Below are 25,660 nucleotides of genomic sequence, written 5' to 3' on the forward strand. Positions count from 1 at the left end.
CATTTTAGAATTGAGTGGGTAGGCGTTTACCCGATCCAAACCCGTCAAGCCAGACACTCCGCCCGCAAACCTCGGGGCGGTAATGGCTGACAGGAACTGGCAGGCAGGACGGAAGAATTCGATTCCGGCGCAGGCCCTCGTCTGTCTGCTCGCCACCGCCATGCCGTGCGGAATGGCGTGGGGCGCCGGGCCGTCCGCGGGCTTTGCGCCGGCGAGCTATATCGGCGAATTCGATCCCAACCGGGTGTGGGAGTTCCTGATCGGCGGAATCGTCGTCGTGTCCTTCCTGGCTGCGATCGGCATCTGGATTTTGGCGGCGTTGCGCGGTGCCAAGAGCGCGCAAATGCAGCGCAGCGCCTTCATCAGCTCGGCGCTCAACAATCTCAACCAGGGCGTGATGATGACCAACGCGCAAAACCGCGTGGTCTTCGTTAACGACCGCTTTCTCGAAATGTACGGGCTCAGCCGCGCCGAGATTTCGAGCCGCATGACCGGCCGCGAACTGCTCGAAGTGCGCCGTGCGCGGGGGCTGCTCAGTCTCACCGTCGAGGAATTCAGCAAGCTTGCCCGCCGCCCCGAAGGCGTCGTCACCGAACTGCCGGACGGGCGATCGGTGCTGTCGAAGATCTTCCGCCTGCCCAACGGCGGGACGATCGGAACGCATGAAGATTGCACCGAGCAGCGCCAGCTCTCGCGCAAACTGGCATCGACCACCAAGTTCCTGGAATCGGTGCTCGACAACGTTCCGGTCTGTGTCGCCGCCAAGAACATCGAGGACGGCCGCTATATCTTCGCCAACCGCGCGTTCGAGCGCTTTTCGCGCTTCTCCCGCGATCACGTCGTCGGCAAGCGCGCCGATGAGATCTTCCGGCCCGAAACCGCGAAGAGCATTGAGGCGGCAGACCAGGCGGCGTTGACAGCGCCGGAAGGTTACCATCGCAGCGAATACGTCGTCGAACGCGGCGACGACGAACGCGTTCTCTCTTCCAACCGCGTGGTCGCACGCAACGAGAACAACAAGCCGGAATTCCTGATCACGCTGTTCGACGACGTCACCGACCGGCGGTCGCTGTCGCGCGAACTCGAAAACACCAAGAAATTCCTCGAGCTGGTGGTCGACAACATCCCGGTGTCGCTGATCGTCGAGCGCGTCAGCGACGGGCGTTATCTGCTCGCCAACCGCAGCGCCGAGACCATTCTCAATCGCCGCCGCGAGGACGCTACCGGCCTTACCGCCGCCGATATCTTCAATCCGCGCGAGGCCAAGCTGATCATTGCGCGTGACGAGGCCGCGATTAAGAAGCGCGGCCTGCTCACCGAAGAGCACCCGATCTCCACCAAGGATGGCTTGCGGCTGTTCCTGACCCGCCGCATGACCGTGCTCGACGAGGCCGGCGAGCCGCAATATCTGATCAAGACCCATGAGGACGTCACCGACCGCCGCCAGACCGAGTCGCGGATGGCGCACATGGCCTATCATGACGGCCTGACGGACCTGCCGAACCGCGCCGCCTTCCTGCAGGCGCTGGCGCAGATGATCGAGGCTTGCGCCGGCACCGACGAGGAATTCGCGGTCTTGTGCGTCGACCTCGACGGATTGAAGGAAATCAACGACGTGTTCGGCCACGCCATGGGCGACAAGCTCCTGATCGAGGTCGCCGGCCGCATCCAGGCCTGCGCCCGCGGCGGCGTGGTCGCCCGGCTGTCCGGCGACGAGTTCGGCCTGATCATTGACGGCAAGCAGCCGGAAGCGGGCAAGGCGCTCGCCGAAAAACTCGCGCAAACGCTGTCGGACGAGTTCGTGATCGACGGCAAGTCGGTGCGAACCGGTGTCACGACCGGCATCTCGGTATTTCCGCATAACGGTTCTGACGCAGCTTCGCTGCTGGCCAATTCCGGCGCGGCGCTGTTCCGCGCCAAGCAGAAGTCGCGCGGCTCGATCAGCGTCTTCGAGCCGGAGATGGACCAGCAGATCCGCGACCGTCGCGTGCTGCACCAGGACCTCTCGATGGCGATCCGGAACGGCGAATTGTCGCTGTATTACCAGCCGCAGGCCGCGGCGGGCCCCACAATCGGCGCCAGCAAGGTCATCGGTTTCGAGGCGCTGGCGCGTTGGATCCATCCGGTGCGCGGTTTTGTGTCGCCCGGCGAATTCATTCCGCTCGCCGAAGAAAGCGGCCTGATCGTCGAGATGGGCGTCTGGATCCTGCGCGAAGCCTGCCGCGAGGCGGCCTCCTGGCCGGTGCCGATGCAGATCGCCGTCAACCTGTCGCCGGCGCAGTTCATGCATGGCGACGTCGTCAGCCTGGTGCATTCGATCCTGCTCGAGACGGGTCTGGCGCCCGACCGGCTCGAACTCGAAATCACCGAAGGCGTGCTGATCGAGGATTTCGACCGCGGTCTCGCCCTGTTGAGGCGGCTGAAGTCGCTCGGTGTGCGGATCTCGATGGACGATTTCGGCTCCGGCTATTCCTCGCTGAGCTATCTGCAGGCGTTCCCGTTCGACAAGATCAAGATCGACCGCGCCTTTGTCATGAATCTCGGGCGCAATCCGCAATCGGCCGCGATCGTTCGCGCCGTCATCGACCTCGGCCACGGCCTCGAAATGTCGATCGTCGCCGAAGGCGTGGAGACCCAGGAGCAGCTCAGCTTCCTCGCCGACGAAGGCTGCGACGCCGTGCAGGGCTTTTTGCTCGGCAAGCCCCAACCGATCGGGCACTACGCCGCGCTGGTCGGCCGCAGCGCCGCCAACGACGTCGAGACCGAGCGCAAGCTCGCCAGCGCCTGATTTCTCTAATCTCTGTCACCCTGTGCTCACCACCATGATGCCAACGGCCGCGTGACCTCGCGGGCTGTTCGAATGTGAGCTCGACCAGGCCTTCTTGCCTTCCATGGCAGCCCCGGTTAGTTTAGCGGCCTACCTGATCGAGAAAGGAGGGCTGCGCGGTGACGACATTTTTCCACCACTATCGCCAGCGTGGCCCCGTCAACGCCCTGCAAATGCGTTTGCAGGGCTGACCAGAGGCTTTTTCGTAAATCTCTTCCTGGTCTGCCCCTCGTGGCAATGCGGCGTCGAACGTCTGATCGTTCGCGCCTGCATTTTCCGTAGCTCGCCGCGCTCCGACACCACGTCCGATGATGGCTGCATGCCCCGGACGTCGTGGTCGCCGGCAAGACCAGGGAACGATCATGACCCTTATCACTATCCGCAATCTCGGCGTGACGCTGAACGCTCCGCTGTTTTCCCGACTGAACCTCGTCGTCAATGCCGGTGACCGTATCGGGCTCGTCGCCGCCAACGGACGCGGCAAATCCACGCTGCTGCGCTGCATTGCCGGCCTGATGGCGCCGGGCGACGGCGAGATCACCCGATCACGCGGGCTGACCATCGGCTATGTCGAGCAGGACGTGCCAATGGCGCTGATGGATACGCCGCTTGATGCGGCGGTGCTCGAGGCGCTACCCGCCGAACGACGGGCAAGCGACGGCTGGAAAGTCGACGTCGCGCTGGAATCGCTTGATGTGCCCGAGGCGCTGCGGCAGCGACCGCTGAAGCAACTGAGTGGCGGCTGGCAGCGGGTTGCCATGCTTGCCCGCGTCGTGGTGACCGAGGCTGACGTGCTGCTGCTCGACGAGCCGACCAACCACCTGGACCTCGCCCGGATTGGTCAGCTTGAAGGTTGGTTGAACGCGCTGCCGCGCGATATGCCGGTCGTGATATCGAGCCATGACCGGGCCTTTCTCGACGCAACCACGAACCGCACGGTATTCTTGCGGCCCGAGCAGTCACAGATATTTTCGTTGCCCTATACGCCGGCGCGCGCCGCGCTCAGCGAGGTGGATGCATCCGATGAACGGCGCTACCGGCGCGACCTGAAGGCGGCCCAGCAGCTTCGCCAGAACGCGGCAAAGCTGAACAATATCGGGATCAATTCCGGCAGCGACCTTCTGCTGCAAAAGACCAGGCAACTGAAGCAGCGGGCCGAGAAGCTGGAAGATGCGGCAAGACCTGCGCATCTGGAGCGATCCGCAGGAACGATCAAGCTGGCCAACCGCGGAACGCATGCCAAGGTTCTGATTGCGCTTGATGATGCCGCCGTCGCTGCCCCGGACGGCAGCCTGCTGTTCAGGACCGGCAAGCAGTTCATCTGCAAGGGGGACCGGATCGTGCTGCTGGGGCCGAACGGGGCAGGCAAGACCCGGCTCGTGGCGATGCTGCGGCGGGCGATCGAAAATCCGGCAGCCACGCAGGCCGGCATCAAGGTCACGCAGTCGCTTGCTCTCGGCTGTTGCGAACAGGATCTTGCCGGTCTTGCCGATACCGACACGCCGATGGACGCGATCGTCAACCGGTTCGAGGTAGGCGATCAGCGTGCGCGTGCATGGCTCGCCGGTGCAGGCCTTTCGGTTGCGATGCAGGGCCGTCCGATCGGCCGCCTTTCCGGCGGACAGAAGGCGCGCCTCGGCATGCTGATGCTGCTGCTTGCCCAGCCAAACTTCTATCTGCTCGATGAGCCGACCAATCACCTCGATATCGAGGGGCAGGAGGCGCTGGAAGACGAATTGCTGGAGCACCAGGCAAGCTGCCTCTTGGTGTCACACGATCGCACCTTCGTGCGAGCGGTGGGAAACCGGTTCTGGCTGATCGAAAAAAGGAAGCTGGTGGAACTGGAAGGACCGGAGCGCTTCTTCGCATCGATCGGCGCAACCGGGTAAAGCGTTTTCCAGCGAAGTGGAGACCGGTTCGCGTCAAGAAAACGCGTCAAAACAAAAATTAGAGCCCCGTTCCGATTCCATCGGAACGGAAAAGGCTCGACTGCGGCGGCCGCATGTTTCATCCCCCGACATGATTTCCAGGAGTGACATCCACTTTTGGCCATCATGCCCTAGTGTAGTGAAATCAGATTCTCTCCAGTAGCGCTTGCGTATGGCGGACTACGATCTCGCGATCATTGGCGGCGGGTTGAACGGCGTCAGCATCGCGCGCGACGCCGTCGGCCGTGGCTTGCGCGTCATTCTGCTGGAGCAGGGCGATCTCGGCGCGGGCGCCTCGTCGGCCTCGCCGCGGCTGATCCATGGCGATCTGGCGGGGCTGGAGCGCCGGCATTTCCTGCGCGTCCGTTCCGCGCTCGGCGAGCGCGACACCTGGCTCAGGATCGCGCCGCATCTGGTGCGCCCGATGCGCTTTGCCATCCCCGCCCATTCCGACGAGCGTCCGGACTGGCAGTTGCGCTCATGGCTGCTGCTGTATGACCGGCTGGCCTCGCGCAGCGGCCTGCCGGCCTCGGCGACCATCGACGTCACGCATCATCCGGTCGGCAACGCGCTGAAGCGGCCGTTCGGCACCGCCTTTGAATATTCCGACTGCATCGTGGACGATTCGCGCCTGGTGGTTCTCACCGCCGTCGATGCCGCGGCACGCGGCGCGGTGATTCGCACCGGCGCGCGCTGCAGCCGGGCCGAACGCGGCAGGGAATGGCGGCTGGTGACGATCGATCGTGGGTTTCGCCAGGTGGTCACGGCAAGGGCGGTCGCGAACGCCACCGGCGCCTGGACGCCGTCCGTTGCCGAGACGGTGTTGCGCGTGCCGCCGCCGAAGCTCGCCGCCGTGCAGATGGACCAGATCATCGTCCGCCGCCTGTTCGACAGCGACAACATCTATGTGTTCCAGAACAGCGATGGGCGGCTGATTTTCGCCAGTCCCTATGAGCGCGATTTCACCCTGATCGGCACCGTCAGCCATGCCTTCAAGGGTGATCCCGCCATCGTCGCGATGGCGGCTAATGACGTCGCCCATCTCTGCGACGCGGCGAACCGCTATTTCCGCGAGCGGATCGAGACGGTCGACGTGGTGCGCACGCTTTCCGGCGCCAACATGGTGCTGCCAGCCGCGAGCGGGCGCGACGGGGCGATCACGCTCGACCACGGGCGGGGCAAGGCGCCGCTGCTCACGGTGTTCGGCGGCGACGTCACCACCTCGCGGCTGCGCGCCGAGCGGGCGGTCTCGGAACTCACGCCGTTCTATCCGATGTCGGCGCGCTGGACCGCCAAGGCGCCGCTGCCCGGCGGCGATTTTGCCTGGGACCGCTTCGACAACGAGGTCGAGGACGTCCGCGACCGCTGGCGGTTTCTCGGCGAGGAGCAGGCGAGGCGGCTGGTTGCTGCCTATGGAACCAACGCCAGGGAGATCCTCGGCGAGGCCAAAGCGCGCAGCGAACTCGGCCCGGCCTTCGGACCGGAGTTGACGGGCGCTGAAGTGCACTATCTCATGAATAAGGAATGGGCGCGTTTTCCGGACGATATCCTGTGGCGGCGCACGAAGCTTGGCCTCGCCATGGAGCCTGAGGATCGCGACGCCCTCGCAGCGTTCATGGCGACTGCAGCACCGGAACTCACATGCGGCGCGCGATAAATCCGACGATCGTGATTGCCTTGGGCGGCCTGCTTTTGGGAATGGGCTATCGCCATTTCGTGGATCTCGCGATCGAAGCCTCGCCCTTGAATTATCTTCGCAGCGGTCTTCACGGCATGGGTATGGCGCTCGCGGCCTGGGGCGTTCATCTCTACTTCACCTCGCGCCGGAGCGAATGGGTATCCAGGTGGCCGCTGCTGGCGGATCTGGCGGTGCGGTCCGCAACCATGGCCGTCGTCGTTGCATCAACCGTTCTGATCTTGGAGTCGCTTCTTTATTGGCATCGGATCGAGGCCCACTGGTTGTTTGACGCTTTCCCCCGGATCGTTGCGCTGGGGTTTCTCGCCTCGTTGTGCGGCCACGCCGTCTACGAACTGACACGGCTGGTCGGCAGCCGCGTGCTGTTCAACGTGGCGCTCGGGCGCTACCGGACCCCGGTACGGGAAGCACGCGTGCTGATGTTCCTCGACCTTGCCGGCTCGACCTCGCTCGCCGAGGAGATGGGAGAGTTGCGCGTACAAGGCCTGCTTACCCGCTTCTTCTTCGACATCGACGATGCGATCGTCGCGCATGGCGGCGAGGTCCATGCCTATGTCGGCGATGAGGTCATCGTGACCTGGCCGCTCGACGGCAGGATGTCGGCCGGGCGCTGCATCGACTGCTTCTTCGCCATTGCCGACTGCATCGCGGAGAAGGCGGAGTCTTACCGGCAGGAATTCGGCATGGTGCCGAGCTTCCGCGCCGGCCTGCATGCCGGTCAGGTGGCGATCAGCGAGTGCGGCAGCTCGCGCCGTCAGCTCGCCTATTTCGGCGATACCGTGAACGTGACGGCGCGGCTGCAGGAGCACTGCAAGGAGGCCGGCCGGAATTTGCTGGTCTCGGCCGATTTGCTGCATCACATGAAGCTCAAGCCAGCCTTCGCCGTCGAAGCGCTCGGAGAGGTTCGCTTGCGGGGCCGGACGGCAGCTATTGAGGTTTTCGCCGTGGAGCGCCGTGTCTGATTGCAGCGGCGAGCCTAGTTTCGCTGCGCCGCGCGCGCCCAGGCCTCGTCGCGTGGCGAAGGCCTGCGGTCGAGCCGGCTCGAGATGATTCCGGCGGCCTTGTCGCCGTGACCTGCGCGGATATACGCGACGATCAGCGTGTCCTCCCACAATTCGCGCTGGGCGTGGCTGCCGCCGATCCGCGCAAGCTCGGCAATTGCCGGCTCGAGCAGGCGGATCGCCTCCGCATGATCGCCACCCGCAAATGCCCGGATACCGCGGCAGAGCTCGATGGCGGCGCGGCCCGGCAGCAGCTTGCCGTCGGCGGCGCGCGCTTCGAGTTGCGCCAGTCGCGTTTCCAGCGCATCGCCGCCGGTCATCGCGGTGGCCAGCGCAAAATGCACATCGGCAAAATGCGCGCCCGCCTGCGGAAAGTATTTTTCGCCGTAGGCGGCGACATCGCGCCAATGCGGCTCCAGCCCGGTCTGGCCGGCCAGCGCAAGCCGCCACAGCAGCGAGGCGCCATCGGTGAAGATGTTCAGCGGCGGGTAGGGGCGGCCCGCCGGCTTGATATGCTGCTCGTAGATATCAAGCGCGCCGTCGAGATCGCCGGCGTCGAGCAGGGTCAGTGCGACATGCCAGGCCAGATGCCCGTGCAGAAAACTCCGGCGATCATGCGCGGGCATCCACTGCGACAGAAACTGGCGGCCCGTTGCCATGTCGCCCTGCTCGAACATGGCGTGCGACAGGCCATGCGCGGCATTGGCATTGGCCGCGCGCAACCCCATCGCGCGTTCGGATAGCTCCCGCCCGGTGGAGAGATTTCCTGCCTCGGTATGCGACCAGCCGAGATAGGAGACGAACCACCAGTCTTCGCCATAATGCCGCGCGTGACGTTCGCAGATCGCGAGTTTTGCCGCATCGTGGTCGGGACGGCCCGAGAACGCGTAGAGACCGAACGCGCCGAGCAGGATCGACAGCACCTGCGCGTCGCGCGGATATTCATCGAGATGCGCCTCGGCGCCGGTCACGGCCAGTTTCGGCTTGCTCTCGATCACGGCGGCCATGATCTCGACATGGCTTTTTTCGCGTGGGCTGGCGGCTGCGGCCAGTTCACGGGCCTGCGCGGCGACAGCGCGCGCCTTGCCGCCCTCCATGTTGAGCTGATGCAGTCGCGCCCTTCCGATATGCGCGAGCGCAAAGGTCGGATCTTCCGCGATGGCCTTGTCGAAGGCGTCCTCGGCGCCGTGCCAGGCCGACAGCATGCAGTCGACGCCGTCGCGGTAATGCGCCGCGGCGCGTTCGGAGTTGGTCGTCAGCGGGAGGTCATATCTGTCGCGGTTCATTGTTTTTGTCCTTGGGGCACGCGATGGCATCGTCAGGCTTAGAAATCGAGCTTGTCGCGGACGGCGTCGATACCTGCCTTGGCGCAGGCCTCGTCCGCGTCGCCACCGGGAGCTCCGGAAACGCCAACAGCACCCAGCAGCGAGCCTGCCGCTTCCACCGTCACACCGCCGCCGACGATGACGGCACCCGGCAGGTTACGGATTCCGGCCTGCATCATCCCGGGCTGGCTGATGGCATTGAGTTCGGTCGTGCTGGTCCGAAAACTGGCCGCGGTCCATGCCTTGCCCGAAGCGGTCGATACGGTGTGTGGGCCCGCGAAACGGTCGCGCAGCAAGACCTGCGTGACGCCGAAGCGGTCGACGACGGCGACCGTCACCTGAAAGCCGCGCTTTCTGCAATCCGCCAGCGTCGCGCGCGCCAGGTCGAGCGCCAGTTCGGGGCTCAGAGACTTGTAGGTCACGATGGCTTCCTGTGCGGCGGCTGCGCTGGCGAGCAGGGAAGAAATTGCCGTCGCAGCCAGAAGATTCCGAACGGTCATCAAGTCGCTCCCGATCCTTCATACACGCGCGGCGGCCGGCTTTCCGCGAGCTACGACCTTACCAGAGACGGGACCCGCAGCCAGAATATTGTGGCTGCCTGTTCCAGGCCGGTTGAGCGGATAGCGATCCGTCGCTAGCGTGCGGCCATGACGGCGCAGGCAAATGGCAAGACCGGGGAATCGCCCGAGATCGACACGGCGAAAATCGATTCGGCCGTAGCGCAGGCCATGCCCGCGCGGTCGGCCGACGATATGCCGCTGCTCCGTATCGAGGGGGTCTCCAAGAAGTTCGGCACTTTCCCCGCGGTGGACGGGCTCTCGCTCGACATCAGGACCGGCGAGTTCTTTGCGCTGTTGGGCCCGAGCGGCTGCGGCAAGACCACGCTGCTTCGGATGCTCGCCGGCTTCGAGACGCCTGACGAGGGCCGCATCCTGCTCGGCGGCCGCGACATCGCGCCGGTGCTGCCGCATGAGCGGCCCGTCAACATGATGTTCCAGAACTACGCGTTGTTTCCGCATCTTTCGGTGCGGGACAATATCGCGTTCGGCCTGAAGCGCGCCGGGATGGCCCGCGCCGCCATCGATACCCGCGTTGCCGAGATGGTCGCGCTGGTCAAGCTCGACGGCATGGAGAAGCGAAAACCCGATCAGCTCTCCGGCGGCCAGAAGCAGCGCGTGGCGCTGGCGCGTTCGCTGGCGCGGCGGCCCAAGGTTCTCCTGCTCGATGAACCCCTGGCGGCGCTCGACAAGAAGCTGCGCGAGAGCACACAACTGGAATTGATGGAGCTGCAGCGCCGGCTCGGCATGACCTTCATCGTCGTCACCCACGATCAGGAAGAGGCGATGACGATGGCAAACCGGATCGGCGTGATGGATGCCGGCCGGCTGCAACAGGTCGCAACCCCGCGCGACCTCTACGAGGCGCCAGCCTCGCGCTGGGTCGCCGAGTTCGTCGGCGACGTCAACCTGTTCAACGGCGACGTAACATCGCGCGACCATCGTCGCCTGACGATCGCGACCCGCGACGGCGGAGCCATTGTGGTTTCCGAGCCGCGTGAGCCCGTCACCAGGACCGTCGTCTCGGTCGCTATCCGCCCCGAGAAGGTGAAGATGTCGCGCCGTGGTCCGGCGCCGGATGCAGCCGGTTCGCAGGCGATCAACCGGCTCGAAGGCGTCGTCGCCGACGTCAGCTATCTCGGCGGCTCGACGGTCTACAAGGTCAAGCTCGATTCCGGCGCGGTGGTGCGCTCGTCGGTGGCCAATACCGCCCGGTTCGATACCGATACCTACGACGCCGGCCAGCGCGTGGTGGCGTGGTTCACGCCCGACGATTGCGTGGTGCTGGAACGATGAGCACACGCCGCATCTTTGCACAGCCGGCGCGGTATGCCGCCATCGCGCCTTATCTCTGGATGGTGCTGTTCTTCCTGGTGCCGTTCGGCTTCGTGCTGAAGATCAGCCTGTCGCAGACGGCGATCGCGCAACCGCCTTACCTGCCGGTGTTCGATTTTGCCGAAGGATGGGCCGCGATCACTGCGGCCTTCTCGCAGTTGTCGCTGGATAATTTCGGGCTGCTGGCTTCGGACAGTCTCTACATCAGCTCTTATCTGCGAAGCGTCGTGGTCGCCGTGATCTCGACATTGATGCTGCTCTTGATCGGCTACCCCGTCGCCTACGGCATGGCGCGGCTGCCGCAGCGCTGGCAGCCGATCGCGATGATGCTGGTGATCGTGCCGTTCTGGACCTCGTTCCTGATCCGCATCTATGCCTGGATCAACATCCTGCAGCATGACGGCCTGCTCAATAAAGTGCTGCTCGCATTGCACGTCGTCTCCACGCCGGTGGTATGGCTGTCGACCGACACCGCAATGTATATCGGCATCGTCTATTCCTATCTGCCGTTCATGATCCTGCCGCTCTATGCGACGCTCTCCAAGCTGGACGCCTCGCTGCTGGAAGCGGCCGCCGATCTTGGCGCCTCGCCACGGCGGGCGTTCTGGCTGGTGACATTTCCGCTGTCGTTGCCCGGCGTCGGCGCCGGCGCGCTGCTCTGCTTCATCCCGATCCTCGGCGAGTTCGTGATTCCGGACCTTTTGGCCGGCTCCGGCTCGATGATGATCGGCCAGACGCTGTGGCTGGAATTCTTCACCAACAAGGATTGGCCGGTCGCCGCCGCCGCCGCGGTCGCATTGCTGGTTCTGCTGGTGCCGCCATTGGTGCTGTACGACCGGCTGCAGCGCCGGACGCTGGAGAGTGCGAAGTGATGGCCCGGCAGGTCAACCGGATGTCGGCATTCAACGTCACCTCGCTGGCGCTGGGGCTGGCGTTCCTGTACCTGCCGATCGTCATTCTCGTCATCTATTCGTTCAACGCCTCGCGGCTGGTGACGGTGTGGGGTGGCTGGTCGCTGCGCTGGTACTTTGAGTTCTTCAACGACCGCGCCATGCTGGATGCCGCCTGGATGAGCCTGCGCGTTGCTGCTGTATCGGCCACGATAGCGACCCTGCTCGGCACGCTGGCAGCCGTCGGCCTGGCGCGCGGCGAGCGCTTCAGGGGCCGGGCGCTGTTTTCCGGCATGCTCTATGCGCCGCTGGTGATGCCCGAGGTGATTTCGGGGTTGTCCCTGCTGCTATTATTCGTGGCGCTGAATGCCGAGCGCGGATTCTGGACGGTGACGATCGCCCACACCACGCTGACGATGTGCTTCGTCACCGTGGTGGTGCAGTCGCGCCTTGCCTCGCTCGACCGCAGCCTGGAAGAGGCCGCGATGGATCTCGGCTGCAATCCGGTGCAGGCATTCATTCGCGTGACGCTGCCGCTCATCGTTCCCGCGATTGCGGCGGGCTGGATGCTGGCCTTCACGCTGTCGCTCGACGACGTCGTGATCGCGAGTTTTACGACCGGTCCCGGCTCGGCGACGCTGCCGATCCGGATCTATTCCGAGGTGCGGCTCGGCGTGAAGCCCGAGATCAATGCGATCTGCACCATGGTGATCGCGCTGATCGCCGTGCTGATCGTGATCGCTTCGCTCGCCTCGAAGCTGTCGAGCACGCAGGGCGAGAGCGCGGCGCCGCTTTGATCTCGTCCTTACGGGGACGAGACCACCGGACCTGTCTGCTCAATCGTCCACATCCTCCTGCGGCCGTCCGAACAGATGCACGATGCCCGGCGTCGTGATCGAGACGAACACGAAGCGCGACAGATGATGGGCGCCGACGAAGATCGGGTCGATATGCAGCGTGAGCGCTAGCGCCAGCATGGCGTCCATCGCGCCCGGCGCAAACGCCACCACGACGTCGGCGAAGCGCACATGGGTGGTCAGCACGATCACCGTGATGAAAACGGCTGAAATGACGATGGCAACCGCGAACGAGCCCAGCCCGGCATTGATGTGGCTGACGAGCGTCTTCTTGCTGATCCGCGCAAAGCGCGTGCCGATCACGGCGCCGATGCCGACCAGCGCCACGCCGCGCATCCAGGTCGGCAGGCCGCCCTCGATCAGGCCGGTGCCGTGCAGCATGGCCGAGGCAATCATTGCGCCGAACATCCAGCTTGCCGGGAATTTGGCGAGCCGAAGCAGCAGCGCGACGGCGACGGCAGCCGTCGCCAGCACCGCGAGTTCGAGCGGCGAGGCGACGCCGGTACTGATCAGCTCCATGGGCGCGCTCGGCGCCACGCCGGTCATTGCCAGCAGCAGCGGCAGCGCCGCGGTCAGGATGATCACGCGGATGGTCTGCACCACGGCGATCGCGGCGACATCGGCGCCTTTCTCGGCGGCCAGCATGGTGATCTGCGACAGCGCGCCGGGGCTCCCCGCCAGCAGCGCCGAAGTCTGGTCCCAGCCGTGGATGCGCTGCAGATAGAAGCTGGAGCCGAAGGTCGAGCAGAACGTCGCCAGCGCCAGCAGGCCGATGGTCAGGGGATAGGCGCTCATGTGCTGGATCAATTGCCGCGACACCAGCGAGCCCAGCGTGATACCGAGCAGCACGAGCACGGTCTGGGTCAGGATCGGCGGCATGGTCACCGGCCGGCCTGCGAGAGCGGCGATGCCGACGGCAAACATCGCGCCGGAGATCAGTCCGCCCGGCAGGTTGAACCACAGAAACAGCGCGCCACCGGCAGCACCGAGGACGAGTGCCTCCAGGGTGCCCAGAATCTTGGCGCGATCAGCAATGGCGGCGGAAATCGAGGCGGGGATCATGGTCACGCCGCCTTATGGCAAATCCGTCACCGTCGTACAAATGCGTCACGCGATTGCAGCAATGCGCGGGCAATGTTGGTGGACGACCTCTTCGACAGGAAAGGCGATCACTTCGCCTTTCCAGCCGCGGCTCGCTTGCATTCCGAGCGGAATTTCCTGCGTTCCTTGCCGTGAAGTCCCTTGGCGTCGGCTTCCTTCGAACATTCGAGCGAGGCAGCGGTCCGCGGTTTCTCCGCCTTCTTCTCAGCCGGTGCCTTGGTTTCGGCCTTGGTGGCATCGGTCTTGGCGGGAGCCGTGGTTTGCGCGGTCGCGGCGCCCATCAACAGAAGGGAAGCCACGGCGACCGCGGTGGCAAGGGAGGACATCTTCGTCATGAGGCACCTCGGCTTGAAAACAAGGGCGCAAGCGTCGTGCTCTGATGCTGAACCGCGGGTGAACGAAGCGGAATCGCTCGTCACGAAATTTTGCTCAGGCGCGGCCTGTTCGCGTTGTCGCAAGCTTTGGTTGCGGTAGGATGGTAGCCGCAGATGACTATCCCCAAGGAGACCAGGGATGACTATTCAAGCAAGAATACTAGGTGCGATTGCAGTATCGGGTATGGCCGCGTTGGTGATGACGACGCAGGCGAACGCCCTAACGGCGCAGGAATGCAGCGCCAAATACCAGGCAGCGAAAGCCGCCGGCACGCTCGGCGACCAGAAGTGGAATGACTTCCGCAAGGCGCAATGCGGCGCCGATGCTGCGGCCGCTCCGGCGGCAGCGGCGCCCGCTGCCGCGCCAAAGGAAACCGCCAAGAAAGAATCCAAGAAGGAAGCCGCCAAGGAGGCCGCGGCGCCTGCCACTCCGTCGGGCCCCGCGGTCTATCCGAGCGCGGTCGATCCGAAATACTCCAAGGAGACTGCTGGCAAGGCCCGCATGCACACTTGCGTGGATCAGTACAACGCCAACAAGGCGACCAATGCCAATGGCGGGCTGAAGTGGATCCAGAAGGGCGGCGGTTATTACAGCGAATGCTCCAAGAAGCTGAAGGGCGCGGCCTGACGCTCCACCGGGCGCGGCCGGATGTTTCGGCCGCGCCTACAGGTCGCGGAGCAATGTTTCGGCGGACTTCGCCACCAGTTGCGCGCGTTTGCGCTGGCCGCGTTCGAGAAACAGCAGGCCCTGGCCGAATATGAAGCAGTAGAACATGAACGCCCGCGCGTCGGCTTCCTCGGGCGGTAAGCCCGTCGCGCGAAAGAGCTGCCCGACATTCTTCAGCCGCGCGGCATCGACGTGGGCAGCCACGTTGGCCGCAAGTTCGTCGGACCGCGCCCATTGCCGGATCGCCAGTTCGACCGCCATGCCTTCGGTATTGATGTGCTCGGAATAGCGCGCGGTCAGCGCCTTCAGCCGCTCGCGCGCGCTCGTGCCGTCGAGGCTGGTGTGTTTTTCGATCGCGGCGATACGGCCCGCGCTCCAGTGCTGCAACATGGCTTCCAGCAGCGCCGCGCGGTCGCGGAAGCGGCGATAGAAGCCGCCCTTGGTTACGCCGAGGTTCTTGGCCAGCACCTCGACCCGCACCCCTTCGACACCGGCCCGGGCGATTTCCTCAAGGCCGGCCTCGATCCAGCGCTCGCTCCTTACCTCGCCGGTCCGGGTGTCTGCCTTGGCGTCGCTCATGGTCCGCTCTCACCGATTGTTGATACGGTGCCGTATTGCTAACCCAGAGGCGGCCTGATACGCTACCGTATCAACATCAGCAAAAAGGCGGAGCAAACGATGGAGACGGACGCGACCTATCGCGGCACGGTCTATCCCTGGCAATGCGATCATGTCGGGCACATGAACATCATGTGGTATGTCGGCAAGTTCGACGAGGCGAACTGGAACCTATTCGCCAGGCTCGGCCTGACCCCGTCCTATCTGCGCACGTCCGGCCGCGGCATGGCCGCCGTGCAGCAGACCGTCACCTACAAGCGTGAACTCCTGGCCGGCGACATCGTCGAGGTCAAAAGCCGGCTCGTGGAAATCCGCGACAAGTCGATCCGCTTCGTCCACGAGATGCGCAACGCCGAAACCGGTGAGATCGCCGCGAGCTGCGAATTCGTCGGCGTCCACATGGACCGGCAGGCGCGCAAGTCGACCGCCTTCGCGCCCGCGATCCGCGACGCCGCGACCAGGCATCTCGAACCGGCGATGGCCTGACCCGTGACGCGCTTCCTGCCGAAAAATCCGCAATTTCGCGAGATTGCGACCGATACGTTCAACCAGCAGCGCGCGATGAAGACGCTCGGCATTTCGATCGCCCGGCTGGAGCCCGGCGAGGTCGATCTCGCGATGAGCTATCGGGACGAACTAACCCAGCAGCATGGCTTCATTCATGCCGGCATCATCACGGCGGCGCTCGACAATGCCTGCGGCATTGCCGCGTTCACGCTGATGCCGGCGGGCGCGGGGATTCTCACCGTGGAATTCAAGACCAACCTCCTGGCGCCCGCGCGCGGCGAGCGGTTCATCTTCCGCGCCACCGTCGTCAAGCCCGGCCGTACGCTGACCGTGTGCGAAGCCCGCGCCTATGCCGCGCATGACGGGGTCGAGACGCTGATTGCGACCATGAGCGGCACGCTGATGGCGCTGCTGCCGCGCGAGGGGGCCGCCGCGGACAAGGCGCTCGCACCGGCCTGACCCTGCTGCAGTGCATACTTATGCTAACGGCATAGCAGGATGTGAAAAATCCTTCTATGGTCGCGGCGTGCAACAGAGTCTTTCAACTTGATCATCTCCACCGCGCAGGGCGTGCTGGGACTGGCGTCGGGGATGCTGGTCGGGTTTTCGCTTGGCCTGGTCGGCGGCGGCGGCTCGATCCTGGCAGTGCCGCTGATGGTCTATCTGGTCGGCGTGGCGGAGCCCCATGTCGCGATCGGCACCAGCGCAATCGCGGTCGCCGCCAACGCCGCGGTCAACCTCTCCAACCATGCGCGCGGCGGCACCGTGATCTGGTCCTGCGCGCTGATCTTTGCCGCCGCCGGCATGGTCGGCGCCTTCGGCGGATCGATCCTCGGCAAGATGGTGGATGGTCAACGGCTATTGGCGCTGTTCGCGCTGGTCATGATCGTCATCGCGCTTCTGATGCTGAAGACGCGCTCACGCACCGGCCTGCCTGATGTCAAGATCTCGATGTCGAACATCCCCGCCATCGTCAGCCTGGGCCTCACGACCGGGACGGTGTCGGGCTTCTTCGGCATCGGCGGCGGCTTCCTGATCGTGCCGGCCCTGATGCTGGCGACCGGCATGCCGATCCTGAACGCGGTGTCCTCCTCGCTGGTCGCGGTCACCGCGTTCGGCCTGACCACGGCGGCCAGCTATGCCTGGTCCGGGCTGGTGTCATGGGCGCTGGCCGGCCTGTTCGTGGCAGGTGGCATCGCCGGCGGCTTGGCCGGCACGCGTTCGGCGCGGCATCTCGCCGAGCGGCGCGGCGCGCTCAATATCGTGTTCGCCGTGGTCATTATTGCCGTGGCGCTCTATATGCTGGCGCGTAACATGTCCCTGTTTCAGCCGTAGACAGGAAATGCAGCCCTTCGCGAGACCAAAGATGAAGCGATCGAACAATCCGGCCGGGATCATCCTGCAGCCTACGCGGCGCGAAGCTCTCGGCTTGCTCGGCGGTGCCGCGTTGCTGGGCGCCACGTCGCGACCGGCCTCTGCGCAGCGCGTGGACGATGTGTTGAACGAAGCGCTGGTGCTGCGCGACCCCGAGGTGCCCGCGACCGGCAATCCCGACGGCGACATCAATATCGTCGAATGGTTCGATTACAACTGTCCGTATTGCCGCAAGATCGCGCCCGAGATCCAGCAGGTGGTGCAGGACGACGGCAAGGTGCGCCTGGTGCTGAAGGACTGGCCGATCCTCGGCGAGGTCTCGAAGTTCGGGGCGCGCATGGCGCTGGCCGCGAAGTATCAGGGCAAGTACATGGCTGCGCATGAGGCGATGATCGGCGTCAGCTCGAAATTGACCGAACCGCGCATCCGCGAATTGCTGGCGGGTGCCGGCATCGACATGGACCGCCTCAACCGCGACGCCACGGCCAACGCCAAGGCGATCGACACCGTTCTCACCCGCAACCACGATCAGGCCTTGGCGTTCGGATTCAAGGGGACGCCGTCCTTCATCGTCGGCAAGTTCCGCGTGCCGGGCATCCTGACCATGGCGGAATTCGAGATGGTGATCGCCGACGCCCGCAAGGCGAAGAAAGCCAACTGACCGCCGTCACAGCAAAACACGCCGTCGTTGGGAACGACGGCGTGCTATTGTCAAGACGATCCTGTTGGCAAATTACTTCGACGAAATCTTCACCCAGCCCTCATGGGCGCGCGTCGTCAGCTTGTCCCAGTCGGCCTTCGCCACATCCCAGTTGACGATGGTGCGATTGGCCTGCGCGATCTGGCCGCTGGCCACGCTCGACGTCTGCAAGGAATCGTAGATGTAGACGCCACCAACCAGCAGCAGCGCACCCAAAATCATTCCGACAAACGTCTGCATTGTAGTTCCTCCGTTGCGACTGATAACGCCGAACATGGAGGATGGTTCCACTTACGCGCCGTTCAGCCATTGCAGCATTTCCGCGTTCATTTCGCGCGGATAGGTGTGGCTGAGATCGTCGAGTTCGCGGTAGGTGACGTCAGCGCCCGCGGCCGACAGCGCCTGGCTGGTCTGCCGCGCCACCTGCACCGGAAACATCCAGTCGAGCCGGCCATGCACGATATGAACGGGCAGGCCGCGCAGCCGGTCGGCGTCAGCCATTTCCGCCATCAACGGATGGAAGGTCGCCGACACCGGCGCGAGATGGGTGAACGGCGAGGCGCTCTCGAAACCAGAGACGTAGCAGAAGGTGCCGCCGTCGCTCATTCCGGTCAGCAACATCCGCTGCGGATCGACGTTCCAGCGTGCGCGCACCGATTCCAGGATGCGCATCAGGTTAGGCGTATCGGTGTCGTCGCCCTGCAGCGCCCAGGTGTTACCCGTGGCGGTCGGCGCGACCAGGATCGCGCCGCGGCTGCGGGCGTCGCGCAGCCAGCTCCACAAAAAGTTGCGGCCATTGCCGCTGCCGCCGTGCAGCGCCATCACCAGCGGCCAGGCGCGGTCGGGCGTGTAATACTCCGGCACATAGAGCGAGAAGCCGCCGCGGCTACCGGACTCGTTATGATGGTGAAAGATGCCGGTGTTCTCATGCGCCGGCGCCGCCAGCCGCGCCGCAAGCTCTGCGTCTCCCCGCAACGAGGGATCGATGAAGAACTCGTTTACCGGCGGCAACCTCGCCGACAGCGGGTAGAGCGCCTCCTGCGCGCGTGGGGCGTATCGAAGCGCGCGAAACAGGCTGACGAAATCGCCGTTGCCATTCTGGACGACGCGCAAGCCCGCGAACGCGGCCAGTGCGGCCAGGCTCGCTGCCTCCAGCGGGGCCTTGATGTCGGCGAACCCGTCGGGCCATTGCGCCAGCCGCGGCCGAACCGCGCGCAGATCGTCGTCCGGCTGTCCCGCCGCCACCATCACCCGGTCGAAATCCGGCGGGTTGAGGTAGCGCGCGACGAAAGCGAGGGCTTCGAGCGACTGCAGCAGCGGCGGCAGCACGGCCACGATGTCGTCCACCACGGCCTCACTCATCGGGCACTCTCTGCGTTCAATGGAGTCTCTAACTCAATGCGGCCTTGGTTCAATGCAGCCTTTTCAGTGAAGCCTTGGCGCCTTCAACAGCTTGCCGCGGTCGGTTGAGCTCAGCACCACGTCGAAGGTGACGCCCTCATGATAGACCGTAAGCGGCACGTCGACGCCGGCATTTCCGAGCGACCAGAGCTTGCGATAGAAGCCGGTCTGGCTCGTGATCTTGTCGCCGTTCACCGCGAGGATGACATCACCGGTCTTCAGTTCGGCGCGCGCCGCCGGTCCCTTGCTGGCGATGCCGACCACCACGACGCGGTTGTCGATTTCGGTGGTGTACATGCCGAGCCACGGCCGCGCCGGCTTGTTGACGCGGCCGAATTTCCTGATGTCGTCGAGCACCGGCTTGAGCAGATCAATCGGCACGATCATGTTGACATGCTCGGCCTTGCCCTCGCGCTCGCGTTCGAGCTGCAGCGAGCCGATCCCGATCAGTTCGCCGCGGTTCGAGATCAGCCCGGTGCCGCCCCAGTTGGGGTGCGCGGGATGGGTGAAGATCGCCTCATCCAGCAGGTATTCCCAGTAGCCGGCAAATTCCTGCTTTGCCGCGATCTGGCTGGCAACCGAGCGTGTGCGTCCGCCGGCGCCGCCGACTACCACGCGGTCGCCGACTTGAGCAGCGGCGGAAGAACCGAGCGGCAAGGGATCGAGATCGAGGTCGCCGAGCGCCTGCACCAGGCCGAAGCCAGATTCGAAATCGAAGCCGAGCGCGTGGCCCTCCACAACGCGGCCGTCGCCGCGATGCAGCCAGACCGCCTCGGCCTCGGTGATCAGATAACCGATGGTCAACACCAGCCCGTCATCGATCAGCACGCCATTGCCGGCGCGTTCGGTGCCGAGCGTCTCCGCGCTGAACGCATCGGGCGGAATGATCGAATGCAGCCCGACCACCGACGACAGGGTTCTGTCGAGGTCGAAACCATAGTCGCCCGCGCGCGGCTGGTTTGCGGGCGGCACTCTCCATTCGGTCAAGGAAGGCATGGATGGGTCTCCTGGCGAACCGGCAGGCTTTTCCGCGAGGTGCGGAAGCGCGGGAAATTTCATCATAATTCTATGCTGCAAACGGCCGTCTTGAAAGTGTCCCCCAAAATGGCCGCGATGTGACCCATAAGAGGGCCAATTCGGAATTGTTCCAGCGGTAATCGAGGATCAGTCCGCTTTGGCCCGTTCGCGTGCAGGCATGATCCGAAAGCTGCGATTTTCCCGCAGCCATTGCGCACGTTCGTCGCGCAACAGCGTACGCCGTACCTTGCCGGAATCGTCGCGCAGGCTGATCTGGACGGCCTCGAAACTTTCCGGATGCTTGTAGCGGCTGAGCCGGTCGGAGAGAAAATCTGCCATGCCGTCGGCGACGCCTTGCGCTTCCGTGCCACGGTCGAGCTCGAGGATGGCATGGACGCGCTGTCCGAATTCCGGATCCGGCAGGCCGACGACGACGCAGGAGCGCACGTCGGGATACGCCGATACCGCAGCCTCGACCTCGGCCGGATAGATGTTGGCGCCGCCGCGCAGGATCATGTCGGCGAGCCGGTCACCGAGATAGAGATAACCCTCCGCATCCAGCCGTCCGATATCGCCGAGCGATTCCCAGCCGTCGGCGCGGCGCTTCGGCTCGGCGCCGAGATAGTGATAGGTCGAGCCGGCGCCGTCATTGGGCAGGAAATAGATCTCGCCGGTTTCGCCCGGCGCGACATCGTTGCCGTCCTCGCCGATGATCCTCAAGCGGCAGGTCTCGCCGATCTTGCCGACGGAGCCCTTGTGCGTCAGCCACTCGGTGCCGGAAATGATCGTGGCGCCCTGCCGCTCGGTGCCGCCATAGAGCTCGTAGATGCGCTCCGGCCCGAGCCACTCGATCCATTTCTCCTTCAGCCACGGCGGCATCGGCGCCGCCATGTGGAACACGATCTGCAGGCTCGAGAGGTCGTAACTCTTACGCACCGCATCGGGCAGCGACCAGATCCGGTGCATCATGGTCGGCACGAAATTCACCCATTGCACGCGGTTTCTCTCGATCAGCCGCAGCGTCTCCTCGGCGTCGAACTTGACGAGGCCGGTCACGCGGCCACCGTTGAACAGCGCGGTGTGCGAGACGATGAACGGCGCGTTGTGATAGAGCGGCCCCGGGTTGAGCAGCGAGGCGTCCTGCGGGATGCCGAGCGGGGACGGGAAGGTGGTTTCCACCACCGCCGGCATGTGATCGAGGATCACCTTGGGCCGCCCGGTCGAGCCGCCGCTGGTCATCGCCTTCCAGTAGCGTGCCACCGGATTGGTCACGGGCTCGTCCGAAAAACCTTCAGGCACGAAATCCGCCGGCAGCGAGTTCGGCGCGTTCCAGTCCGGCTGGCCGCCGACCACCAGCGACGGCTTGAGAATATCGAGCACGGCCGCGGCCTCGCCGCGCGGCAGCCGCCAGGTCAGCGATGTCGGCGTCGCCCCGCATTTCCACACCGCAAAGGTGGTTTCGAAAAACACATTGCTGTTAGGCAAGCCAATGGCGACGAAATCCCCGGGCTTGACGCCTTTTGCTGCAAACGCCCGCGCGCGTCGGTTGGCGCTGCGCTCGAGTTGCTCCCAGGTAATTGCGTCGGCGCCGTGACTGACTGCGATGGTGTCTTTGGGTTTCCGTTCGGCATACCAGCGCGGCACGTCGGCGATGGGAATGAGCATGGGGCGTATCCGTTGGGGCGTTGAGGCCGCTCTTGTGGTTGTGATGAGGCAGGAGCCTCTGGGCATCGTGACAGAATTGGATGGCTGAGTGAAGGCGCAGAATGCCTCCATGAATCGCGTGCCGTCATGTCCGGCCCAAACGCTCACCGAGAAATTCAATGAAGCGCTGCGTCTTCGCGGGCAATAGCCGGGTCTCGGTGATGGCATAGACGGAGATTGGAGAGGCCTGCCACTTCGGCAGCACGCGGCGTAACCGGCCTGAAGCCAGATCGTCGGCGACGATCGCTTCCGCGTGCAAGGCTATGCCGAGGTCGAGTGTCGCGAGACGGCGGATCATGCCGACGCTGTTGAGCGTGAAGCGGCCGCCCACCGCGATCTCGATCTTTTTCGTCCCGTCATCCAGCGTCCAGGTATTGGCTCGCGGCATGCACAGGCATTGGTGTTTCACCAGATCATCGGGCCTTTTCGGTTCGCCGAACAGTTCCAGATAGCGCGGCGAGGCGTAGAGAAAGCGCGCCAGGTGTGCGAGCCGGCGTGCGATCAGGTGGGAGTCCGCCAGTTCGCCCATGCGGATCGCTACGTCGAACGGCTCGGCCACCAGGTCGACCCGGCGCGGCGTCAGGTCGAATTCGAAGCTGATGCCGGGATAGCGCTGCGCGAATTCGGCGACCAGCGGCGCGAGATAGATGGTTCCGAAATCCACCGGCAGCGAGACGCGCAGGAGGCCGCTCGGCTGCGCCAGCATCTCGCCGAGTTGCTCATGCGCCAGCCGCGCTTCGTCGACGATGCGCTTGCTGCGCTCGAAATAGAGCTGGCCGGCCTCGGTGAGTTCGATCCGGCGCGTGGTCCGGTGCAGCAGCCGGAGCCCGATCGCTTTCTCCAGCGCGCTGATCCTTCGCGACAGCGTCGAGTTCGGCATGCCGATGGTCTCCGCTGCCCGCCGGAAGCTGCGGACTTTCACCACCTCGACGAACAGGGCCATGTCGTTCAGCAGCGCCATCGCGATTGCTCCATTAATGGATCAATATGTTCCAGTATGGCTACTTTATCCCACGAATGGCTCGCTCATCTACGGGGTGTTCACCCATGAGACCTGATCGAGGAAGCCATGAAGCGCGACAAGAATTTCACACGGAGCCGTGCCGACGCCGCACGCGCTGACTTCAGCGGATTGAAGGTTGCAATTGTCGGCGGAACGGGCGGCATCGGCCGCGCCTTCAGCCGATTGCTGGCCTCGCGCGGCGCCAGCGTCGTTGTCGTCGGCCAGAGCTTTCGCGATAGCGACGTGCCGGGCATCGAGTTCATCAAGGCTGACCTGAGCCTGATGCGCGAGGCCCAGCGCGTCGCCCATCTGTTACCCGCGGAGGGGCTCGACCTTGTCATTTTCACGACCGGGATCATGGCCGGGCCGACACGCGAAGTGACCGCGGAGAATATCGAGCGCGACATGGCTGTCAGCTATCTGAGCCGGCTGGCGATCGTGCGCGAGATCGGCCCGCGTCTCGGAAAGCGCCAGGCTGCAGGTCAGATGAAGCCGCGCGTCTTCATCATGGGCTTTCCCGGTAACGGCCAGGCTGGGAATCTCGACGACCTCAATTCGGAGAAATCCTACGGCCGCTGGGCCGCGCATATGAACACCGTCGCCGGCAATGAGGCGCTCGTGCTCGACGGCGCTAAGCGCTACCCGAACGCGAACTTCTTCGGCCTGAATCCCGGCTTCATCAAGAGCAACATCCGCAGCAATCTGTTCGGCGGAAAGACGCTTCTGTATCGCTTCATCGAGTGGATGACCGGCCTCGTGGCGTCCAGCGCGGAAGACTATGCCGAGCGCCTGGCGCCGCTCCTGGTCTCTCCGGATCTCGAAGCGCATAGCGGCGTGATGTTCGACCGCAAGGGACAGGCGATCCTGCCGTCACCGGAACTGACGGACGGCAATTACGTGGCGGCTTTCATTGCCGCCTCGGAAGCATTGGTGTAGCGGACGAATCTTCGCATCGCATCCTAGCGATTGCTCTCTTCCAACCTCTGGAGAACCAAGATGGGTTACGAAAGTTCAGTGCCGGGAATGCCGCAATGCTGCTGATCGACCATCAGGTCGGCACCATGAGCTGGGTAAAATCCATTCCGCTCGATGAACTGAAGCGCAATACGCTGTTGCTGGCGAAAACGGCTGGGATTCTGAAGCTGCCGGTGGTGCTCACCTCCAGCATGGAGGATCACGCGCAGGGCCCGCTGCTCAGCGAACTCGGCCAGATATTGCCGGATGCGTTCGCCGCCCGCATCAAGCGCGTCGGCATCGTCAACGCGATGGACGATGAAAACTTCGCGGCTGCAGTCAGGGCTACCGGCCGCAAGAAGCTGGTCATCGCTGGTGTCACCAACGATGTCTGCACGGTGTTTCCGGCGCTCAGCCTGGTGCGCGAAGGTTTCGAGGTGCAGGTCGTCGCCGATGCCGGCGGCTCGCCAAGCCGAATCGGCGACGACATGGCGTTGCGCCGGATGGAGCGCGGCGGTGTTACGCTAACGAGCACCAATCAACTGGTTGCAGAGCTTGTCGGCAATTGGACCACGCCGGAAAGCAGCCAAGTGGTGCAGGTGGTGATGGAGGCGTTGCAGGCCTGAGCAAGGCCGGCCGAGATTTGCGATCGAGCCCGGTTCCCAATAAAGATAAGCCAGCTAGCGTGCTGCTGTTCGGCCGAAACATCTTGGCCTGCTCTTATCAGCTTCGCCATTCTTCATAGTCACGCTCGACCGCCCTTGCCGCGGCTTTGGCGGCGGCATTTAACCAGCCGGGTGGCCGCTTTCGGAGGTCGTGCCGGATCGCGCGCGTGGTGGCCGAGCCGGCGGCATGAATAGACGCCAGATCGAATCCCATCGCCCGCAGCAGTCCGAGCCGGAGCATTGCGCCGGCATCGTCACCGAGCTCGATCTTGTGGGCATCGGCGGCGATGCGCCGGAGGATGAACTTGTCGCGAACACTGAGGAATGGGTCCGGCGCGCGATAGCGGCCGTTCGCCAATTCGAGGAAATTCGACGTTCGGCTCTTCTTGCCGCTGGCCCAAACCCATGCCGATGGCACCAGCGCCTTGGCCTCACGCAACGCGTGGCCGCCGCGCCAATAGGCGACCGCAACGTAGCGCGGCCTGCCAAGGCCGCCACCGCCCTTGCGGCGCGAGCACAGCCGAATCTTCTCCACGTCCTTTGGCAGGCTGGCGATCAGCGCCTCGGCGATCCTCGCCGGCGGCCTTGCCTTGGGATATTCGGAAACCTCCTTCCAGAATTTCTCCGGCCGGAGATCGGCACGTTCCGCATAGGGTCGCAGCCAGGTCTCGCCTTCGTACAGCAGCGCCGGCTGCGGGCCGTCGAGGCCCTCGCGATAACCCTTGAGTACGGCCTCTGCCGCAGCCCGATTGCTGAGCGCGAGATCGGGGGCGAGCCGGATGCTCGCCGCGAGGCGGACCAGGTCGAGCACATAAGGCATGACGGCGGCTTCGTCGAAATCGTTGACGCCCCGCACCAGGCGGCCGTCCGCATCGCGCCAGGTTCCGAAATTTTCCAGATGCAGATCGCCGACCGAGAGCACGGACGGCGCATCCATCAACTCCGGACACCAGTCGCCGATCTTCCTCGCCCAGCGAAAATAGGTCGCGCGCAAGAATATGAAGGCGCTCTTCTTCATCCGCTGGTGCTTGTAATCGATATCCGCCTTGACGACGTCGCACTGCGTACCCAGCCAGGCTTCGAAGTCGTCATTATCCGTGCGGAAAGACATTGCAGGACCTCGCAGGTTCGCCGGCAATGACGTGATTGTGGCGGCTGC

25 protein-coding genes are annotated in these 25,660 nt (G+C 64.4%); 14 read left to right on the forward strand and 11 right to left on the reverse strand.

Features of this window, described 5'->3' with window-relative positions:
• Nucleotides 1-82: 82 nt before the first annotated feature.
• The 4 genes from CQ14_RS15135 to CQ14_RS15150 all read left to right on the forward strand — a co-directional run bounded on the left by CQ14_RS15135 (nucleotide 83) and on the right by CQ14_RS15150 (nucleotide 7,413).
• On the forward strand, nucleotides 83-2,788 hold the full coding sequence (locus tag CQ14_RS15135; protein WP_057858671.1) for a sensor domain-containing protein: 2,706 nt from the start codon (nucleotides 83-85) through the stop codon (nucleotides 2,786-2,788).
• Nucleotides 2,789-3,189: 401 nt separating this feature from the next.
• Nucleotides 3,190-4,716 (forward strand): ABC-F family ATP-binding cassette domain-containing protein, encoded by a 1,527-nt coding sequence (locus CQ14_RS15140; RefSeq protein ID WP_057858672.1) that lies wholly within the window; start codon nucleotides 3,190-3,192, stop codon nucleotides 4,714-4,716.
• 211 nt (nucleotides 4,717-4,927) lie between these two features.
• Nucleotides 4,928-6,412, forward strand: a complete 1,485-nt coding sequence (locus tag CQ14_RS15145) for a glycerol-3-phosphate dehydrogenase (protein WP_057858673.1) — start codon at nucleotides 4,928-4,930, stop codon at nucleotides 6,410-6,412.
• Nucleotides 6,397-7,413 (forward strand): adenylate/guanylate cyclase domain-containing protein, encoded by a 1,017-nt coding sequence (locus CQ14_RS15150; RefSeq protein ID WP_057858674.1) that lies wholly within the window; start codon nucleotides 6,397-6,399, stop codon nucleotides 7,411-7,413. Before CQ14_RS15145 ends, CQ14_RS15150 begins: the two co-directional genes overlap by 16 nt.
• A 14-nt stretch (nucleotides 7,414-7,427) precedes the next feature.
• On the opposite strand, the gene CQ14_RS15155 is transcribed toward CQ14_RS15150, so the two are convergent.
• Nucleotides 7,428-8,738 (reverse strand): tetratricopeptide repeat protein, encoded by a 1,311-nt coding sequence (locus CQ14_RS15155; RefSeq protein WP_063800359.1) that lies wholly within the window; start codon nucleotides 8,736-8,738, stop codon nucleotides 7,428-7,430.
• A gap of 38 nt (nucleotides 8,739-8,776) precedes the next feature.
• Nucleotides 8,777-9,277: a GlcG/HbpS family heme-binding protein gene (locus CQ14_RS15160; RefSeq protein WP_057858675.1), complete on the reverse strand. Its 501-nt coding sequence runs from the start codon at nucleotides 9,275-9,277 to the stop codon at nucleotides 8,777-8,779.
• Between the two features lie 228 nt (nucleotides 9,278-9,505).
• Between CQ14_RS15160 and CQ14_RS15165 the strand changes: the two genes are divergently transcribed.
• Genes CQ14_RS15165 through CQ14_RS15175 form a run of 3 tightly spaced genes read left to right on the forward strand, consistent with a single transcriptional unit; the run spans nucleotide 9,506 to nucleotide 12,356 of the window.
• Nucleotides 9,506-10,630, forward strand: a complete 1,125-nt coding sequence (locus CQ14_RS15165) for an ABC transporter ATP-binding protein (RefSeq protein WP_057858793.1) — start codon at nucleotides 9,506-9,508, stop codon at nucleotides 10,628-10,630.
• Entirely contained in the window at nucleotides 10,627-11,541 is a 915-nt protein-coding gene (locus tag CQ14_RS15170) for an ABC transporter permease (protein ID WP_057858676.1), read from the forward strand. The genes CQ14_RS15165 and CQ14_RS15170 overlap by 4 nt, the downstream gene beginning before the upstream one ends.
• Nucleotides 11,541-12,356, forward strand: a complete 816-nt coding sequence (locus CQ14_RS15175) for an ABC transporter permease (protein ID WP_057858677.1) — start codon at nucleotides 11,541-11,543, stop codon at nucleotides 12,354-12,356. Before CQ14_RS15170 ends, CQ14_RS15175 begins: the two co-directional genes overlap by 1 nt.
• Before the next feature lie 39 nt (nucleotides 12,357-12,395).
• On the opposite strand, the gene CQ14_RS15180 is transcribed toward CQ14_RS15175, so the two are convergent.
• Complete coding sequence (locus CQ14_RS15180; protein WP_430650179.1) at nucleotides 12,396-13,484, reverse strand: AbrB family transcriptional regulator; 1,089 nt, start codon at nucleotides 13,482-13,484, stop codon at nucleotides 12,396-12,398.
• A gap of 101 nt (nucleotides 13,485-13,585) precedes the next feature.
• Nucleotides 13,586-13,852 (reverse strand): PsiF family protein, encoded by a 267-nt coding sequence (locus CQ14_RS15185; protein ID WP_057858679.1) that lies wholly within the window; start codon nucleotides 13,850-13,852, stop codon nucleotides 13,586-13,588.
• Between the two features lie 178 nt (nucleotides 13,853-14,030).
• On the opposite strand from CQ14_RS15185, the gene CQ14_RS15190 reads away from it, so the two are divergent.
• Nucleotides 14,031-14,519, forward strand: coding sequence for a hypothetical protein (locus tag CQ14_RS15190; RefSeq protein ID WP_057858680.1), 489 nt, complete (start codon nucleotides 14,031-14,033; stop codon nucleotides 14,517-14,519).
• A gap of 36 nt (nucleotides 14,520-14,555) precedes the next feature.
• Here CQ14_RS15190 and CQ14_RS15195 read toward each other — a convergent pair whose 3' ends face one another.
• Nucleotides 14,556-15,137, reverse strand: a complete 582-nt coding sequence (locus CQ14_RS15195) for a TetR/AcrR family transcriptional regulator (RefSeq protein ID WP_057858681.1) — start codon at nucleotides 15,135-15,137, stop codon at nucleotides 14,556-14,558.
• Between the two features lie 99 nt (nucleotides 15,138-15,236).
• On the opposite strand from CQ14_RS15195, the gene CQ14_RS15200 reads away from it, so the two are divergent.
• The 4 genes from CQ14_RS15200 to CQ14_RS15215 all read left to right on the forward strand — a co-directional run bounded on the left by CQ14_RS15200 (nucleotide 15,237) and on the right by CQ14_RS15215 (nucleotide 17,718).
• On the forward strand, nucleotides 15,237-15,662 hold the full coding sequence (locus CQ14_RS15200) for an acyl-CoA thioesterase (protein ID WP_057858682.1): 426 nt from the start codon (nucleotides 15,237-15,239) through the stop codon (nucleotides 15,660-15,662).
• A gap of 3 nt (nucleotides 15,663-15,665) precedes the next feature.
• Nucleotides 15,666-16,142, forward strand: a complete 477-nt coding sequence (locus CQ14_RS15205) for a PaaI family thioesterase (protein WP_057858683.1) — start codon at nucleotides 15,666-15,668, stop codon at nucleotides 16,140-16,142.
• A 90-nt stretch (nucleotides 16,143-16,232) separates the two neighbouring features.
• Nucleotides 16,233-17,018, forward strand: coding sequence for a sulfite exporter TauE/SafE family protein (locus CQ14_RS15210; RefSeq protein WP_057858794.1), 786 nt, complete (start codon nucleotides 16,233-16,235; stop codon nucleotides 17,016-17,018).
• A 31-nt stretch (nucleotides 17,019-17,049) separates the two neighbouring features.
• Nucleotides 17,050-17,718 carry a DsbA family protein gene (locus tag CQ14_RS15215; protein WP_057858684.1) on the forward strand — a complete coding sequence of 223 codons (669 nt, stop codon included), beginning with the start codon at nucleotides 17,050-17,052 and terminating at the stop codon, nucleotides 17,716-17,718.
• Nucleotides 17,719-17,790: 72 nt separating this feature from the next.
• Here CQ14_RS15215 and CQ14_RS15220 read toward each other — a convergent pair whose 3' ends face one another.
• The 5 genes from CQ14_RS15220 to CQ14_RS15240 form a co-directional block, all read right to left on the reverse strand.
• Nucleotides 17,791-17,997 (reverse strand): hypothetical protein, encoded by a 207-nt coding sequence (locus CQ14_RS15220; RefSeq protein ID WP_057858685.1) that lies wholly within the window; start codon nucleotides 17,995-17,997, stop codon nucleotides 17,791-17,793.
• Between the two features lie 51 nt (nucleotides 17,998-18,048).
• Nucleotides 18,049-19,119 (reverse strand): carboxylesterase family protein, encoded by a 1,071-nt coding sequence (locus CQ14_RS15225; protein ID WP_057858686.1) that lies wholly within the window; start codon nucleotides 19,117-19,119, stop codon nucleotides 18,049-18,051.
• Nucleotides 19,120-19,182: 63 nt separating this feature from the next.
• On the reverse strand, nucleotides 19,183-20,154 hold the full coding sequence (locus CQ14_RS15230; protein WP_057858795.1) for a S1C family serine protease: 972 nt from the start codon (nucleotides 20,152-20,154) through the stop codon (nucleotides 19,183-19,185).
• A gap of 168 nt (nucleotides 20,155-20,322) precedes the next feature.
• Nucleotides 20,323-21,840 carry an AMP-binding protein gene (locus tag CQ14_RS15235; protein WP_057858687.1) on the reverse strand — a complete coding sequence of 506 codons (1,518 nt, stop codon included), beginning with the start codon at nucleotides 21,838-21,840 and terminating at the stop codon, nucleotides 20,323-20,325.
• Between the two features lie 124 nt (nucleotides 21,841-21,964).
• On the reverse strand, nucleotides 21,965-22,840 hold the full coding sequence (locus CQ14_RS15240; protein ID WP_057858688.1) for a LysR family transcriptional regulator: 876 nt from the start codon (nucleotides 22,838-22,840) through the stop codon (nucleotides 21,965-21,967).
• Nucleotides 22,841-22,948: 108 nt separating this feature from the next.
• Between CQ14_RS15240 and CQ14_RS15245 the strand changes: the two genes are divergently transcribed.
• Both CQ14_RS15245 and CQ14_RS15250 read left to right on the forward strand, forming a co-directional pair.
• Nucleotides 22,949-23,818 carry an SDR family NAD(P)-dependent oxidoreductase gene (locus CQ14_RS15245; RefSeq protein ID WP_057858689.1) on the forward strand — a complete coding sequence of 290 codons (870 nt, stop codon included), beginning with the start codon at nucleotides 22,949-22,951 and terminating at the stop codon, nucleotides 23,816-23,818.
• 95 nt (nucleotides 23,819-23,913) lie between these two features.
• Entirely contained in the window at nucleotides 23,914-24,462 is a 549-nt protein-coding gene (locus CQ14_RS15250; protein WP_057858690.1) for an isochorismatase family protein, read from the forward strand.
• Nucleotides 24,463-24,559: 97 nt separating this feature from the next.
• Here the strand turns inward: CQ14_RS15250 and CQ14_RS15255 are convergent, their stop codons facing one another.
• A complete protein-coding gene (locus CQ14_RS15255) occupies nucleotides 24,560-25,612 on the reverse strand; it encodes a DUF2252 family protein (protein WP_057858691.1) in 1,053 nt (350 codons plus the stop codon).
• Between the last annotated feature and the right edge of the window lie 48 nt (nucleotides 25,613-25,660).

It is taken from the genome of Bradyrhizobium lablabi (genome assembly GCF_001440475.1).
Lineage (GTDB): Bacteria > Pseudomonadota > Alphaproteobacteria > Rhizobiales > Xanthobacteraceae > Bradyrhizobium > Bradyrhizobium lablabi.